Origin of the sequence: Rhodococcus sp. W8901, from assembly GCF_013348805.1 — a bacterium.
GTDB lineage: Bacteria > Actinomycetota > Actinomycetes > Mycobacteriales > Mycobacteriaceae > Prescottella.
On record NZ_CP054690.1, the window covers coordinates 5,016,526 to 5,031,257 of the forward strand.

General features: G+C 70.5%; 10 protein-coding genes and 1 pseudogene. 7 read left to right on the forward strand and 4 right to left on the reverse strand.

What is annotated here, in order from left to right; translation table 11 throughout:
• Positions 1-50: 50 nt before the first annotated feature.
• Positions 51-1,049 (reverse strand): annotated as a pseudogene (locus tag HUN07_RS23405) (acyltransferase family protein); the annotation flags it as partial.
• A 216-nt stretch (positions 1,050-1,265) separates the two neighbouring features.
• Here HUN07_RS23405 and HUN07_RS23410 point away from each other — a divergent pair.
• Complete coding sequence (locus HUN07_RS23410) at positions 1,266-2,414, forward strand: DUF3068 domain-containing protein (protein ID WP_174913272.1); 1,149 nt, start codon at positions 1,266-1,268, stop codon at positions 2,412-2,414.
• An 86-nt stretch (positions 2,415-2,500) separates the two neighbouring features.
• Here the strand turns inward: HUN07_RS23410 and HUN07_RS23415 are convergent, their stop codons facing one another.
• Positions 2,501-3,514 (reverse strand): alcohol dehydrogenase catalytic domain-containing protein, encoded by a 1,014-nt coding sequence (locus tag HUN07_RS23415; protein WP_174913274.1) that lies wholly within the window; start codon positions 3,512-3,514, stop codon positions 2,501-2,503.
• An 83-nt stretch (positions 3,515-3,597) separates the two neighbouring features.
• Positions 3,598-4,800, reverse strand: coding sequence for a polysaccharide biosynthesis protein (locus tag HUN07_RS23420; protein WP_174913277.1), 1,203 nt, complete (start codon positions 4,798-4,800; stop codon positions 3,598-3,600).
• A 32-nt stretch (positions 4,801-4,832) separates the two neighbouring features.
• Here HUN07_RS23420 and HUN07_RS23425 point away from each other — a divergent pair, with 32 nt between their 5' ends.
• The gene (locus HUN07_RS23425) at positions 4,833-6,602 is read left to right on the forward strand and encodes a hypothetical protein (protein WP_174913280.1); all 1,770 of its coding nucleotides are present in this window, start codon (positions 4,833-4,835) and stop codon (positions 6,600-6,602) included.
• On the opposite strand, the gene HUN07_RS23430 is transcribed toward HUN07_RS23425, so the two are convergent.
• Positions 6,504-7,757: a glycosyltransferase family 4 protein gene (locus HUN07_RS23430; protein ID WP_174913282.1), complete on the reverse strand. Its 1,254-nt coding sequence runs from the start codon at positions 7,755-7,757 to the stop codon at positions 6,504-6,506. The two genes, HUN07_RS23425 and HUN07_RS23430, sit on opposite strands and share 99 nt — an antisense overlap.
• Positions 7,758-7,937: 180 nt before the next feature.
• Between HUN07_RS23430 and HUN07_RS23435 the strand changes: the two genes are divergently transcribed.
• The 5 genes from HUN07_RS23435 to HUN07_RS23455 all read left to right on the forward strand — a co-directional run bounded on the left by HUN07_RS23435 (position 7,938) and on the right by HUN07_RS23455 (position 14,732).
• Positions 7,938-8,693: a class I SAM-dependent methyltransferase gene (locus HUN07_RS23435; RefSeq protein WP_174914980.1), complete on the forward strand. Its 756-nt coding sequence runs from the start codon at positions 7,938-7,940 to the stop codon at positions 8,691-8,693.
• 89 nt (positions 8,694-8,782) lie between these two features.
• Entirely contained in the window at positions 8,783-9,670 is an 888-nt protein-coding gene (locus HUN07_RS23440; RefSeq protein ID WP_174913285.1) for an ROK family protein, read from the forward strand.
• Between the two features lie 86 nt (positions 9,671-9,756).
• Positions 9,757-11,205, forward strand: coding sequence for an aldehyde dehydrogenase (locus HUN07_RS23445; RefSeq protein ID WP_114723325.1), 1,449 nt, complete (start codon positions 9,757-9,759; stop codon positions 11,203-11,205).
• A 455-nt stretch (positions 11,206-11,660) separates the two neighbouring features.
• Complete coding sequence (locus tag HUN07_RS23450) at positions 11,661-12,620, forward strand: cation diffusion facilitator family transporter (protein ID WP_174913287.1); 960 nt, start codon at positions 11,661-11,663, stop codon at positions 12,618-12,620.
• Positions 12,621-12,704: 84 nt separating this feature from the next.
• Positions 12,705-14,732: an APC family permease gene (locus HUN07_RS23455; protein ID WP_174913290.1), complete on the forward strand. Its 2,028-nt coding sequence runs from the start codon at positions 12,705-12,707 to the stop codon at positions 14,730-14,732.

Genomic DNA, 14,732 nt, shown 5'->3' on the forward strand with positions numbered 1-14,732 from the left:
CTCAAAACCGTCGTGACGACGAGGACGAACACGAAGTTGCCGTTGAACGGTGCGATGCCGAACATCGGGAACACGATCGACAGCACCGCGAGATGCCAGATGAACAGGCCGTAGGACCAGCGTCCCACCGCCAGTGCCGCCGGACTCGCCAGGATCCGGTGGCGGTGCCCGCCCAGGACGAGCGGCGCGAGCAGCGCGAAACTCATCACCGCACCCAGCGCGATCTTGGTGGCGTACTGCCAGGGTTCCGGCCGCACCAGGCCCTCGGGTCCGGCCAGCCACGTCGTCGACACCCCGAACGCGACCGCTGCGATCGCCGCCATCGCGACCCGGTGCTGCGACAGGCGGTGCACCCACGTCCCGCTCACCATCGCGAGCTCGGCCAGCAGCATCCCGGCGGCGAACCACGGGATGTAGCCGGGCAGCCAGTTGTCGTGGTGGATACCGTCCGGGGCAGGGATCGGCAGGAACGCCCACACCAGGCTCACCGTCGCGGTCGCGAGCAGGACCGGCACCCGGAAGCGGGCCGCCGGGCCGCGCAGCCGCACCAGGGCCAGCGCGACGATCGGCAGGATCAGGTAGAACGCCACCTCCACTGACAGGCTCCACAGCTGCGTCATGCCCTCGGTGAGCGTGAGCGGCACGAACACCTGGATCAGCGCGAGATTCGCGACCCACACCTTCCAGCCGCCGCCGGCCGCCGGCAGGAACAGCAGGACCAGACACACCAGCACCCAGTACGCGGGCAGGATGCGTGTCGCGCGGGAGATCCAGTACTTGACGATGGTCGGCGGGGTCCCGAGTCCGCGGGCCGCGGCGGCGTGCGGACGCCACAGCAGAAAACCCGACAGCGCGAAGAACACCGCGACCGCCAGATCGAACCGCCCCCAGATCCGGCCGACGACGGGATCGCCGACCGCGCCGGTCTGGAACGCCACGTGCGTGACCAGCACGCCGAGCGCCGCGGCTCCGCGCATGCCCTCGAGCGAGGGAAGGAAAGCCCGCGGATTGCCGACTGGGGCCGGGATGTCGAGGTGGGAGCTGTTCATCGTCGTTCAGTGTGCCCGGACCGCCCACGAATCCGAAAGAGCACACCAGGAGCGACGGGAACGCGACCGAAATCGGTGCGCTGACGCAAATGGGACAACGGGACTGTTAGTGTCTGAGCTCACGTGGTGTCAGGTTCGAAGGCACCGTGCGACCCGTGCAGCGGGCACGCTGCCGGTGGGGGTATCTCAATTCCGAACATTGAGTTAGGAGACAGCATGGCCGAGCGTTCAGGCCCGAGCCGGATACTTGCGTGCATTCTGGTAGGCCTCGGGACCTTCCTGCTGGCCGTGGCAGTCCTCATTCCCGCGTACACCGTCGACAAGCTCAAGAAGACGCCGCTCGACCTCGAGGTCACCACCGTCGCCACCGGCAACGGTGACGTGCTCGACTCCAAGGCCCTGCTCGCGGGCAAGGCCGAGGTCAACACGAACGTGCCGATCGTCGCGCAGCGCTACGTCATCACCGAGCAGCCGTCCGACGCGGACGTCATCTCGCTGCAGGCCGGCCAGTCGGTGATCCGCACCGACAAGCAGGGCGACAGCGGTCTGCTGACCGCGACCGTCGACCGCGTCACCGCGGACCGCGTCAGCTCGATGCCGGTCGAGCCGCCCGTCGGCACCATCCAGACCGCGTCGAACGAGCCGGCCGAAGAGGTGTCGCACACGGGTCTGCAGTACAAGTGGCCGTTCGATGCGGAGAAGAAGAGCTACCCGTACTTCGACCTGAACTCGCGGAGCACGCAGGACATCAATTTCGTTGAGGAAACCGAGATCAACGGAATGAAGGTGTACCACTACAACCAGAAGATCGAGCCCGTCGATCTGTCCAAGGTGGTGCCGGCGCCCACCAACAAGTTGACGCTGCCCGCCGCCACCTGGGGCGTCCCCGGCGACCAGCAGCCGGTCACGATGGTCCGCTGGTACCAGAACGAGCGCGATATCTGGATCGATCCGGTCACCGGCGTCGTCATCAAGGGCCAGGAGAAGCTGTACCAGTACTACGCCCGCGACAAGGCCAAGCCCGAGGTCACAGTGCTCAAGGTGACGCTGCCGTTCGACGAGAACACCATCGAGTACCAGATCGGCCAGGCCAAGGACGGGCAGGACAAGCTGTCGCTGTTCGGCCGCACCCTGCCGATCGTCGCCGGCATCCTCGGCGCCATCGCGCTGATCGCCGGCATCGTGCTCGGCCTGCGCGGCGGACGCGGCAACAAGGGCGCCACCGCCGGTGGTCCTGCGAACCCGCCCACCGGATCCGGCCAGGCGCCCAACGGCGACCACGACTGGACGTCGGACAAGACCGAGGAATTCCCCACGGTCAACATGGACAAGGGCGGTTTCACCGAGCCGCCGCGCCAGCAGTGACCGGCGCTTCCTGACGAAGTAGCGAACCCCCGCGCGGATCACCGCGCGGGGGTTCGTTCGTCCCAGGGTTCCCCTCTCGCAGGCGGTCACATGGTGAGGACCATGCGATAGCGCGCGCGTCCTGCGACCGTGGCGGAGTAGGCGTCGGCGGCATCCGCCAGGGGGCGTTCCTCGATTCGGGCACGCACCCCCGACAGGACCGCGAACCGCATCGTCTCCTCGACGTCGCGGGCGGTACCGGACGCGTGACCGTTGACGCTGATGCCGGGCAGGACCAGCTGTACCGGGCTGATCGGCAGCGGCTCCGACGGGACGCCGATCACGACCAGTTCGCCCTGCGGACGCAGCCCGCCGACCGTGTCGGCCATCGCCTGCGAGTTCGCCGCGGTCGCGAGCACCACCGTCACGCCGCCGAGTGCCCGCAGGGCCTCGCTGACGTCGCCGGCGGTGGAGTCCACGTAATGGTGGGCGCCGAGCGCTCGGGCGTCGTCGCCTTTACCGGCGCCACGGGCGATTGCGATCGTTTCGAAGCCCATCGCCCGGGCGAACTGCACACCGAGGTGGCCGAGGCCGCCGACCCCCAGGACGGCGACCCGGTCGCCGGGCATCGCCTTGGACTTCCGCAGCGCGTCGTACGTGGTGACACCCGCACAACTCATCGGTGCCGCTTCCGCGAAGGACAGTTCGTCCGGAATCCGGGCGAGCGCATTCGCCGGCGCTGTCACGGACTCGGCGTAGCCGCCGGGATACTGCCAGCTCGGCACCTGCAGGTTCTCGCAATAGACCAGGTGCCCCTGCCGGCACGGGACGCACCGGTTGCAGCAACCGCCGAACCAGCCGACCGCGACCCGGTCCCCGACGCTGTAGTTGTCGACGCCGGCACCGAGTTCGGCGATCGTCCCGGCGATCTCGTGGCCGGGCGTGAGCGGCCAGGACATCCCGGGGAATCCGCCCTCGACGAATCCGTGGTCGGTACCGCAGATTCCGCAGGCGGCGACCGCGATGCGTACATGATCGCGTTCGGGAGACTTGGTCTCGACGTCGACGAGTGTCAACGGTTCACCGGCGGACTGGACGTGCACTGCTCGATGAGTAGGCATCTGCATCCTCACGATGTGTGGTTGTCCCGGACTATCGGGGCCACCGTCCAGTCAAACTCTCCGGTACGGCCCGAGGCAAGGGGTCATTGCGCCGGGACGTCGTCGCTGCGGGCGCTCCGCAACGCGAGCACAGCCGCCGTGCAGGCCGTCAGCGTCGCCACGGAGGCCGCGACGACGACGAACTGACGGACGGTGTCGGCGACGGTGAACATCAGCACCGCCTCGACCGCCAGGCCCACCCACGCGACGATCGCGAGATGCGTGCGCTCCCCCGCGATCGCGGACAGCAACGCGCCCTGCAGCACCGCCAGCGCCGCACCGTTCAGCGCGAACATCCACAGGATTCCCTGGACCGGCGCGTAGTCGTCGCCGAACAGCATCGTCGCGATCGGCGCGACCACGGCGGCGCCGATCACCAGGAGCGCCCCGAGCCCGGTCAGCACGGTCAGCGCGGACCGCACCGCGCTGGCCGAGTGCACCGGATTCGCCATCCGCGGGTACAGCACCACCCCGATTGCCTGCGGCAGCCAGAACGCGGCCTTGGTCGCGACCGCGCCCGCCGCGTAGATACCGGCGTCGGCCTCGGGAAGCACGACGCGTGCGATCAGCAGGTCCACCGACGACAGCGCGATCATCGCGAGCTGCACCTGCGACGCGCGGAGCACCGTGCCGACCCCGACGCCGGCGCCGCCGACCACGCGCTCGCCCCGTCGCCGCTCGAGCAGTCGCGCGACGACGACCATCACGGCGGTCCCGACCGCCCCGGCGAGCAGCATCGGCCCCGGTCCCCCGCCGATCGCCAGCACCGCGACCGCGGGCACCACCTTCGCGACACCGGCGCCGGCCAGCACGACGCTGAGGTCGGCGAAGCGGCCGGCGCCCTGCAGTAGACCCTGTTCGGTCGCCAGCAGCACCAGCAGCGGGGCCGCGACGAGAGCCCACAGCGTGGCGGTCAGGCTCGTGTCGAGCGCCCACGAGATGCCGGGTACGAGGAGCAGGGCGATCGCCGCGACGATGGCCGCGCAGCGGTATCCGAGGGCCCGCAGCTCGGTGTGGCCCTTGCCGTGCACCAGCTCTCGGGCCACGACGCTCTGCAACGCCAGGGCGGGCACCGCCAGCACCAACTGGGCGGCGAGCAGACTCGCGAATTCTCCGTACGCGGACGGCCCCAGCCAGCGCAGGGCCAGCAGCTGCAGCACGTAGGCGGCGAGGTTCGCCGTCATCGAACCGGCCGTCACCATCGTCATCCCGGCGACAGTGGAGCCGGTGAGGGATTGGCGTGGCATCCGCTCATGATGCACCACGTAAGGTGCCGCTCATGACGGCACGGCGGACGACGCTCACACGCGCCGCGCCGAGCCTCTACAGCCTGGCGCTGACCGGGCTGATCCTCGGACCGCTGCTCGGCCCCGGCTACCTGCTGCTCCGCGACGCGGTGAGCACACCGCGGTCGTACCTCACCGATTCGGCGCTGGGCCTGACCGACGCCGCGGCGCGCGCCGTCCCGCAGGACTGGCTGATCGCGGTGCTCAGTTCCGTCGTCGACGGCGGTGTCGTGGTCAAGGCGATCCTGTGCGCGGCGCTGTGGCTCGCCGGCTGGGGTGCGGCCCGGATGGTGGCGGTGCTGCTTCCGGGGTCAGGCCTGGGCCCGCAGCTGGTGGCGTCGACGGTGACGCTGTGGAACCCGTACGTGGCCGAGCGTCTGCTGCAAGGACATTGGAGCCTGCTCACCGGATACGCCGCGTTACCGTGGGTCGTGTGCGCCGCCGTCGCGATCCGGCGCGGACGCCCGGGCGGCTGGTGGTCACTGACGCTGTGCCTCGCCGCGGCGGGCCTGACGCCGACCGGCGCGCTGCTCGCGGTGGTCGTGGCGCTCGCCGCCCTCGCGGCGCCCGGCGGCAGCGGACGCGCGCCACTGCGGCTGCTGCGGACGGGGGGCCTGTTCGTCGCGGTGTCGGCGCCGTGGCTGATCGCGACGGCCGGTTCCGGCAGCGGCGGGACGTCCGACCCGGCTGGGGTGGCGGCGTTCGCGTCCCGCGCCGAGCCGGGCCTCGGCACCCTCGGCAGTGTCGCGGGGCTGGGCGGAATCTGGAACTCCACCGCCGTCCCGGGCTCGCGCACGTCCCTGTGGGCGCTGGTCGGGACGCTACTGCTGCTCGCGGTCGTGGGCTGCGGGCTGCCCGCGCTGTGGCGGCGTCGGCGCCATCCGGTGATCGTCGCGCTCTCGGTCCTCGCCGCCGCCGCGGTGCTGCTGCCCGCGCTCGGCGCGACGGGCTGGGGGCTGGCCGTCGGCGAGTGGGCGGTGGTGCACGTGCCGGGGACGGGGCTGCTGCGCGACACCCAGAAGTGGGTGGCGCTCGCCGCGCCGCTGTACGCACTGGCCGCGGCGGCCGGGGTGCGGACGCTGAACACCCGGGCGCCGCTGCCCGGTGCGGTCCCGGTCGCCGCGATCGCCGCGGTCGTGCTCGCGCTGCCCGACCTGGTGTGGGGTGTCGGAGGCGCGCTGCAGCCGGTGCAGTATCCGGCGTCGTGGCAGCGGGTGGTCGAGACCCTCGAGGCGTCACCGGCGCCGGGCGATGTCGCGGTGCTGCCGGCCGGGATGTTCCGGAAGTTCCCCTACAGCGGCGACGCCCCGGTGCTCGATCCCGCGCCGCGGATGCTGCCGGCGGACGTGCTGCAGACCGGACAGCTGGTGGTGGGGCAGGCGTCGGCGGTCGGCGGTGAGGGCGCGCGGGCCTCGCGCGTCGAACAGTTGCTGCTGACGGGGGCGTCGCCGAAGGAACTCGCCGAGGATCAGGTGCGTTGGGTGCTGGTCGAACGCACCACCCCGGGCCCCCTCGGCGACTCGCAGCACACCCTCGACGATCTCGAAAAGACTTGGGAGGACGACGAACTCGCGTTGTACCGGGTTCCCGGCGAGATTACGGTCGGTGCGACCGGGTCCGCGCGGGCGGTGTCCACGGGCGCGCACCTGCTGTGGGCGGCGCTGCTAGTGGGCGGCGGTCTCGGCTTCCTGGAGTCGCGGCGGCGCAACCGTGCCGGTTTCGGAGCCGGCGATGAGCCCCGACACGTGCCACCCGGCGGCTGACGCGGCGAGTACCGCGTACACCCCGGACGCGGTCTGTGCCCACGAGAACTCGGACGCCCGCAGCCGGGCCTTGTCGCCCAGCTCGGCGCGCAGTTCGGCGTCGAGCAGCAGCGATTCGACGGCGGTCGCCAGCGCGGGCACCGCGGCCGCCCGATCCGACGCAGCATCGTCGGAGTCGCCGCCCACGAGCAGACCGGTGACGCCGTCGATGATCGAGTCGGTAAGTCCCTTGGAGCTGCGGTAGCCGACCGTGGGGACACCGTGCTGGGCGGCCTCGATCACTGCGAGTCCCCAGCCCTCCTTGCGGGACGGCATCACGTGCACCCACGAGCGCGCGAGCAGTGCGTGCTTGCGGTCCTCGGGCACGTGTCCGTGGAACGTGACGGCGTCGGCGATACCCAGCTCGTGGGCCCGTTCGCGCAGGTTCTGCTCCCACCAGCCGCCGCCGACGACGTCGAGGTGCAGCGCGGGAATGGTCCGGCGCAGCGTCGCGACGGCGGCGAGCGCGTCCTCGATCTGCTTGTGCGGCACGAGCCGCGACAGCACGCACACACTCGGATGCGCGGTGCGGGTGTGCCCGCTCCCCGGCTCGACGCCGGCCGGGATCGCGTCGGCGCCGTTGCGGACCACCGCGATCCGCTCGCGCTCGACGCCGAGGTCGGTGAGCTCGTCGGCCGACGGCAACGACACCGTCAGGTACTGGCTCTCCCGGTGCACGCGCGGCGACAGCCGCGACTCGATCCACCAGCCGACGCGCCCCATGAGTCGACCGGCGACCGGCCACTGCTCGCGGTGGCAGTGGTGCACCAGCACGGTCACCGGCGCGCCGGACACGGCCTTCGAGAAGAAGGGGATGCCGTTCTGGGTGTCGAGCACCGCGTCGGGGCGCAGTCCGGCGAGCGGTCCGAGACCGAGACGGCCGGCGACGATCGCGCCGAGCGCCCGGGGGTACACCGTCAGCCGTCCGCCGCCACGACTGATCCGGACACCGTCGACGATCTCCTCGCGCGGGGCACCCGGGTAGCCCGCGGTCCGCAACGTGACCTTGATGCCGCGTCGAGCGAGGCCCGCGCCGACCTCCTCGAGGTACCGCTCGCTGCCACCGCCCTGGGGATGCCCGGTGTCGCGCCAGCACAGCAGGAGAACCTCTCGCACGTGCGTGCCCCCTCACTGGCTCGGACCGTTGCCTGCGACACACCTTATCGGCTGGACGCGGCCCGCCCTACCGTCAAGTAGTGGAATCCGGCGAACGGGAGCGCGGTATGTCCGATCGATAAGGTTCCTCCCGTGACTCCCGCCCGCGCACGCCGTCTCGTCCCCACCCGCGCACCTCGAGTGACCCGGCATTTCGCCCGCCGCGCAACCCTGAAGCGGTCGGTCGGGCTGCTCAGCGACTTCCGGTACGAGCAGACCGACCCGGACCTGTTCTACGGCGCCCTCGCCCGCGACTCCGTCGAACTGATCGGCGACCTCTATCGCGGCCTCACCGACGCGGACCTGACCGGCACGACGGTGCTCGACGTGGGCGGCGGCCCCGGCTACTTCGCGGACGCGTTCGGGCAGGCCGGTGCCCGCTACATTCCGGTGGAGCCCGATCCGTCGGAGATGCACGCGGCGGGCCTGACGGTCGGCGACTCGATCCGCGGCTCGGGGCTGGCGCTGCCGATCCGCACCGGATCGGTGGACGTGTGCTTCTCGTCGAACGTCGCCGAACACGTGTCGCAGCCGTGGGTGATGGCCGAGGAGATGCTGCGGGTGACGCGCCCCGGCGGGCTGATGGTGCTGTCGTACACGCTGTGGTGGGGCCCGTTCGGCGGGCACGAGACCGGCCCGTGGCACTACCTCGGCGGCGAATACGCGGCCCGGCGCTACAAGCGCAAACAGGGCAAGGAACCCAAGAACCGTTACGGCATCTCGCTGTTCGACATCGGTGCCGCGGACGGGTTGAGGTGGGCGAAGGACCAGACCGGCGGCGACGTCCTGGCCGCGTTCCCCCGCTACCACCCGCGCTGGGCGTGGTGGATGGTGAAGATCCCGGTGCTGCGCGAACTGCTGGTGAGCAACCTGGTTCTCGTGGTCCGCAAGCGCTGACCCTCCGGTCGCCGCACGAGGTGCGGGCGCTCCGACGGGGAGAACCGGAATCGGCAGGACGAGCCGCACAGGGAACTACGCTCGGGATCATGACCGCACTCGCGCTCGATGTCGGCGGCACCAAGATGGCGGCAGCGCGGGTGCTGCCCGACGGCTCGCCCGATCACCGGGTGACCGTCCCGACGCCGCAGTCCGGGGTGTGGGACGCGTGCGGCGCGCTGCTCGAGCGAGCGGCCGGCGGCGAACCGATCACGTCGGTCGGCATTGCGTCAGCGGGGCCGGTCGACACCACCGCGGGCACGGTCGCGCCGGTCAACATCGCCGAGTGGCGGGACGGCTTTCCGATCGTCGACGCCGTCCGGACCCTGTTCCCGTCCGCAACCGTGCGTCTCGCGCTGGACGGGGCCGCCGCCGCTCTGGCCGAGCACCGACTGGGCGCGGGCCGAGGCACTCCCGATCTGCTGGGCGTCGTCGTCTCGACCGGGGTGGGCGGCGGCGTGATCCGCGGCGGCCGGATCGTGGGCGGACGCACCGGCAACGCGGGCCACGTCGGACACATGGTGGTGCCGGGCGGCGCCGAACAGTGCGGATGCGGGGCATTCGGCTGCCTCGAGACCGTCGCGAGCGCTCCGGCCGCGCTGCGGTGGGCACGGACCAACGGGTGGGACGGCGCCACGGCTGCCGATCTGGCCGTCGACGCAGCGCTGGGAGAACCCACCGCGGCCGACGCCCTCGAACGGGCCGGCACCGCGCTGGGGCAGGTGTTGGCGTCGGCGGCAGCGTTGCTCGACATCGGCCTCGTCGTCGTCGGCGGCGGTTTCGCGCAGGCGGGCCCCGCGTTGTGGGATCCCATGATCGCGGCGGCGGCGCGGCACGCACGGTTGTCCTTCCTGCGCGACCTTCGGCTGGCGCCCGCCGATCTCGGTGTACTCGGCACCCTCACCGGCGCCGGGCTGCTTGCAACGGACGGCGTCTGACCTGCGATCGGACCTCGCCTATTCCAGTTGGCTGTAACGTGTTCTAGTGTGACCCAGGGCACTCCACAAGAGCGAGGAATGGACTGATGACCGACTACGACAAACTCTTCATCGGCGGACGATGGGTCGCGCCGGCCACCGACCAGCGGTTGGAGGTGTTTTCCCCCGCTACCGAAGCGCGCGTGGGCAGTGTCCCCGTCGCCGCTCCGGCAGACATCGACGCCGCCGTCGGCGCAGCACGCGCGGCCCTCGAAGCGGGCCCGTGGGCCGAGACCACACCGGCCCAGCGTGGCGAGATCCTCGCCAAGGTCGCCAAGCTCATCGAGGAGCGCAGCGCGGAGCTGATCTCCACCATCTCCGACGAGATGGGCGCGCCGGCATCGGGCGTCGAGGTGATGCAGAAGACCATGTCGCTCGCGACCCTCAACTACTACGCCGGGCTCGCCACCGAGTTCCCCTGGGAAGAGGTCCGCACCGGGCCGTTCGGCCAGAGCAAGATCTACCGCGAGCCGGTCGGCGTCGTCGGCGCGGTCATCGCGTGGAACGTGCCGCTGTTCCTCGCGATCAACAAGCTGGCTCCGGCCCTGCTCGCGGGTTGCACCGTGGTGCTCAAGCCGGCGCCGGAGACTCCGCTCAACGCCAACATGGTCGCCGACATCTTCACCGAGGCCGGCCTGCCCGAAGGCGTGCTGTCGATCGTGCCGGGCGGCGCGGAGACCGGCGAGTACCTGGTCTCGCACCCCGACGTCGACAAGGTCACCTTCACCGGCAGCACCGCCGTCGGCCGCAAGATCGGCGCGATCGCCGCCGAGCAGCTCAAGCGTTGTTCGCTCGAGCTGGGTGGCAAGTCGGCCGCGATCCTGCTCGAGGACATGGACGTCGCGGCGACCGTCCCGATGCTGGTGATGTCCGGCCTCATGAACTCCGGCCAGGCGTGCGTCGGCCAGACGCGCATCCTCGCGCCGCGCTCGCGCTACGACGAGATCATCGAGGCCATGGTCCAGACCGCCGGGTTCATGCCGGTCGGTCGTCCGGCCGACGAGGGCGCGACGCTGGGCCCGCTCATCACCGAGAAGCAGCGCGACAAGGTCCTCGGCTACATCGAGAAGGGCAAGGCCGAGGGTGCGCGCGTCGTGCTCGGCGGCGGCGCCCCGGCCCACCTGGACACGGGTTGGTTCGTGGAGCCGACGATCTTCGCCGACGTCGACAACTCGATGACGATCGCCCGCGAGGAGATCTTCGGACCGGTTCTGTCGGTGATCCCCTACGACACGGTCGACGAGGCCGTCAAGATCGCCAACGACTCGGAGTACGGCCTGGCCGGTTCGGTGTACACCACCGACATCGAGAAGGGCATCGAGATCGCCAAGCAGATCCGCACCGGCACGTACGCCATCAACTGGTACGCGTTCGATCCCGGATGCCCGTTCGGCGGCTTCAAGAACTCCGGCATCGGCCGCGAGAACGGACCGGAGGGCCTCGAGGCCTACTGCGAGCTCAAGTCCGTCCTGATGCCCCCCGGCTACACCGGATAGGCATAGAGGCACGATCGACATCCGTCAGGCGCGGTCCGAGGACATCTCGGGCCGCGCCTGACGCGTTTCCATCCGCCGGGCTACTGATCCGACGGACCGGTGATCGACTAGCTCAACTCGGCGGATCCGGCCATCAGCTTGCCCAGATCGCCGGCCAGGTTGCCGAGCTTCGCGACCGTACGTAGAAACTCGATGATCTGATTGAACTCCACGGTGTTCCTTTCACGATTCCCGTCGCCGGCGATGCCCTCGCCGCCCGTCTGTTGCGGCCGCAGTGTTCAGATTCAGATGCCCTGCACCACTGCAGGTGCGCATCTCCTTGGATAGCGTGGATCCCCACCACGCGACCGGTCGGCGCGGCAATTGTGCGCGATTCAACGCAAGCCTTGCGGGGTCCCGCACGCGCCTGACGCGTTCGACCGGCATCGTCGCGGGCTCGCGCCTAGCCTGAGGCGATGGCGACCTCACCGACCTCGCATGCGGACTCCGGCGGGGAGAGCACCCTCACCGTCGTCATTGCGTTCGTCGCGAATGCGTTGATCGCAGTGGCGAAGTCGGTGGCAGCGGTGCTCACCGGATCGGCGTCGATGGTCGCCGAGGCGACGCACTCGTGGGCCGACACCGGTAACGAGATCCTGCTGCTGGTCGCCGACCGCCGCGCCCGCAAGGTCCCCGACCGCGCACACCCCCTGGGCTTCGGCAGGGAGGCATACATCTGGTCGCTGTTCGCCGCGCTCGGCCTGTTCGCGGTCGGCGCGGGAGTCTCGATCACCCACGGCATCCAGGAACTGGTGAATCCGGCGCCGGCGTCGGACTTCGGCGTCGCGTACGCGGTGCTGGGGATCGCGTTCGTGCTCGAGGCCATCTCGTTCCGGCAGGCGTTCAAGCAGTTGCGGGGCGAGGCGCACGACGCCCACCGCGACATCCTCGCGCACGCGCTGCTGACGTCGGATCCGACGGTCCGGGCGGTGTTCGCGGAGGACGCGGCCGCGCTGATCGGCCTGGTCATCGCGTTCGCGGGCGTCCTCGCGCACCAGTTGACCGGATCGCCGATCCCGGACGCGGTCGGGTCCATCGCGGTCGGCGTGCTGCTCGGCGTCATCGCGCTGGTCCTGCTCGACCGCAACCGCCGGTTCCTCGTCGGCGAGCCCGGCACCCCGGAACTGCGCGGCCAGGCGGTCGCGAAGCTGCTGAGCTACCCCGAGGTGGAGCGCGTGACGTACCTGCGGATGGAGTTCCTCGGACCGCACCAGGTGTACCTGGTGGCCAGCGTCGACCTCATCGGCGACTACGCCGAGTCCCGCGTCGCGCACACCCTGCGCGACCTCGAGAACCGGATCACGACCGAGACCGCCGCTGTCCGGAAGGCCGTGCTCACGCTCTCGACGTCGGAGGAACCGAGCCTGTCGGTGTGATCGTCTGCGGCCCATCCGCGATCCCAGGCGAGTAGAACTGAAGGAGCGTCGGCCGATACGGACCTGGAGCACCCTGGAGAACCCATGGACCCGCCCGCCAGTTCGGCCCCTCGGGACGCCGGGGCGAGCGGAACGTTCGAGCCCGTCCTGCCCGAGAGGCTCGGTTACCGGATCAAGTGTCGTCTCCTCGGTCCGCCGCTGACCACCGCCCGACTGCATCAGGAGCGGCTGTCCAAGACCACCGCGCTGGGTGTGTTGTCGCCGGACTGCATCTCGTCGTCCGCGTACGGCCCGGAGCAGGTACTCATCGAGTTGCTGCCGTACGCAGCGCTGGCCGCGTTCACGCTCCTGCTGCCGATCACCGGCGTCATCCTCGTCATCCTGATCCTGCTGACGCTGTCGTACCGGCAGGTGGTCATGCTCTACACCCGCGCCGGCGGCTCGTACGTCGTCGCGCGGGACAATTTCGGCCCCAAGACCGCCCAGATCGCGGCGGTCGCGCTGCTCATCGACTACGTCGTGACCGTCGCGGTGCAGTCCGCCGCCGGCACGGTGGCGGTGGTGTCGGCGGTCCCGGCGCTGGGCCCGTACAGCCTCGAGATCACCGTCGGCGCGGTGCTGCTGCTCGCGTACGGCAACCTGCGCGGCCTCAAGGAGGCGGGGCGCGCGTTCGCGTTCCCGATGTACTTCTTCGCGATGTCGATCGGGATCGTCATCGTGGTCGGGGTGATCCAGGCCCTGACCGGCAACCTCGACCGGATCGACCCCACCACCCTCGACGGCGCCGTCGAGGTGCACCACGCCGACGGCCTGGTCATGGGGGCCACGGTCCTGGTGATCCTGCGCGCGTTCGCGAACGGCGGCACGTCGCTGACCGGATTGGAGGCGATCAGCAACGGCGTCAGCGCCTTCCAGAAACCGGAGGGCCCCAACGCCCGGCGCGCGCTGGTGATCATGGCGTGCATCCTGGCGTTCCTCGTCTCGGGAGTCTCGCTGCTCGCCTATCTCACCCACGCCACCCCGTACGCCGCCGGATATCCGTCGGTGATCAGCCAGGAGGCGCGGATCGTCTTCGGCTCGGGCACGCTCGGCGACGTCCTGTTCGTGGTGGTGCAGATCGCGACCGCGCTGATCCTGTTCACCGGTGCGAACACCAGCTTCAACGGCTTCCCCTTCCTCGCCAGCTTCGTCGCCGACGACGCCTTCCTGCCGCGGCAGTTGCGGCGCCGCGGCCACCGCCTGGTGTTCTCCAACGCGATCATCGTGCTCACCGCGGTCGCGATCGTCCTCCTGATCGCGACCGACGCCAAGGTCAACGCGCTCGTCCCGTTCTACGCGATCGGGGTGTTCACCGGATTCACGATGGCCGGCCTCGGCATGGCCCGGCACCACCAGAAGACCCGCGCTCCGGGCTGGCGCCGCGGCCTGGCGATCAACCTGGCCGCCGGCATCACGTCGCTGATCGTGGTCGCGATCTTCGCGATCGCGAAGTTCACCGAGGGCGCGTGGGTGGTGGTGATCGTGTTCCCGATCATGGTGCTGCTGCTGATCCGGCTCAACCGCGAGTACCGCAACGAGGCCGCCGAACTACGCGAACTCGGCGACGCCGAGGCCGACACCGAGGCCGTGTACTCGCACCACATCGTCATCGTGCTGGTCGACGCCCTCGACCTCGCCACCATCGAAGCGCTGCGATACGGTCGCAGCCTGCGCCCCAGCGAACTGCGGGCCGTGCACTTCGTCCTCGACAGCGCCCGCGCCGCGAACCTCAAACGGCAGTGGGAGCACAGCGACCTCGTGGTGCCACTCGAGCTCATCGAATGCCCGGACCGCCGCCTCTACCACGGGGTCCTCGAGATGATCGCCCGCGCCACCGCGCCCCGCACCGAGATCAGCGTGCTCCTGCCACGCCGCATCTACGGCTCGATCCTCGGCCGAGTGCTCCACGACCGCACCGCCGAACACATCGCCAAGGCCATCAGCGACGTCCCCCACGCCGTCGCGATCATCGTCCCGTTCGACGCCTCCAACCGCACCGGTGTCCTCCGGGCACCGCCCCCGCCACCTACCCGCACAAGCGGAAGAGGCCCGTCACCCGCTGTCGGCGAATGA